The organism is Desulfofundulus thermobenzoicus (assembly GCF_009428905.1).
GTDB lineage: Bacteria > Bacillota > Desulfotomaculia > Desulfotomaculales > Desulfovirgulaceae > Desulfofundulus_A > Desulfofundulus_A thermobenzoicus.
Genome location: NZ_WHYR01000115.1, coordinates 1 through 1,483 on the forward strand (window position 1 = coordinate 1; position 1,483 = coordinate 1,483).

Consider the following 1,483-nt stretch of genomic DNA (forward strand, 5'->3'; position numbering starts at 1 on the left):
ATTTGATGACCGTTTTTACATCGATATCCAGCCTTCTGGCCACCTGGGCTTTTTTTAGCCCCATGTCTTTTAATTGATGAATCTCGGCGTACATTTTCCACCTCGTCAATTTTTATTCCACCCCCTGTCAACCAGTAATTATACCTGCTGGCTGAGAGGAGATGGTAAAAATCATCCGTTTTTATTGACCGAAATTCATCCGTTTTATTATACCGCTTACAAAAAATAAAAATAATGTCAAAAAATTATAAGTAATACGAAAGGAGAGTGATGGTACAAATTGATTTATCGTTCAAATGACAAGAAATCCATGCATGATCAGTTATTGCAAAATTTTAACAAATATGAAAGCTGCCAACAACAATTAGATGAGTCAGCTAATGGAGTAACGGAAAAATTAAATCCTTTAACTTGCGCATTGGAAATGGCTCCACATATCAAAAACCTGCTTGGGGAAGAAATAGGATTTTACGTATCAGACCTTAATACTTATACCTACTGTAGTCCAGGCAAAGTAAAACTTGCTTTAGTTGCTGGAGATGCAGTTAAAGAAGGTAGCACGGCTTTCCAAACCATGCGTAACGCCAGCAGGACAGTGGTGAGAATTGGCAAAGAGGTTTATGGCCTACCTTATTTGGGAATTGGCTATCCACTCACTAATCCGGAGAACGGTACCGTGATTGGCAGTATAGTGACTACAACACCAATTGAGCGACAGGAAAATCTTGCTTCCATTTCAAAACGCATCGAAGAACAGGTTAACGCTATTTCTATGGCTACCAGCAACTTGTCTGCCACCTCTGAAGAACTGGCCGCAACCACGGAAACCTTGGGCGGTAATGCCCGGGGCATAAGGGAAGAAATAAAAAAGACGGATGGCATCGTGGCCCTGATCCAGGAAATTGCCGAACAGACCCACATGCTGGGACTAAACGCGGCTATCGAGGCGGCCCGGGTGGGCGACGCCGGACGCGGTTTCAATGTGGTGGCTGGTGAAATACGCAAGTTGTCCCAGGACACCCAACGGTCAGTTAAAGATATTCTACAGACTTTGAAGGATATGCAACAAGCCATTATAGAACTGACGCAATCAATCGAGCAGATGGCGGCGGCCACCCAGCAGCAGGCGGCTTCGGCACAGGAGATAAGCGCGTCAGTCAATGAGTTGGGAGCGGTGGCGGCGGAACTGAAGCAGCAGGCTGATGAGTTGATCAAGTAAAAACAAAAACCGCTCCTTTGAGGCGGCCTCTACCGTGGCAATTCCCACGCCCGCCCGGACAACCGCGTTTCCCCATAAGGTCGCCTGCCGTCCGGCGCATGTGGGCGTGCAACCTGCCACGGTTAGTATAGTGTCAAGGCCGTGTAAAATTTCAGTAGGCACCAGAAGGGGATCAGCCCCCTGAAAAAGAAATGAGACCTCGCGCGCCCAAAAAACACCAAAAATCAAGCTAAAGGAGTGTGAGGTCTCATGTTAAATATTCGC

At 46.4% G+C, this 1,483-nt stretch carries 1 protein-coding gene; it reads left to right on the forward strand.

What is annotated here, in order from left to right; genetic code table 11:
* The first annotated feature begins 280 nt into the window (after positions 1-280).
* Entirely contained in the window at positions 281-1,219 is a 939-nt protein-coding gene (locus tag GFC01_RS17745; protein WP_243137687.1) for a methyl-accepting chemotaxis protein, read from the forward strand.
* The last annotated feature ends 264 nt before the right edge of the window (positions 1,220-1,483 follow it).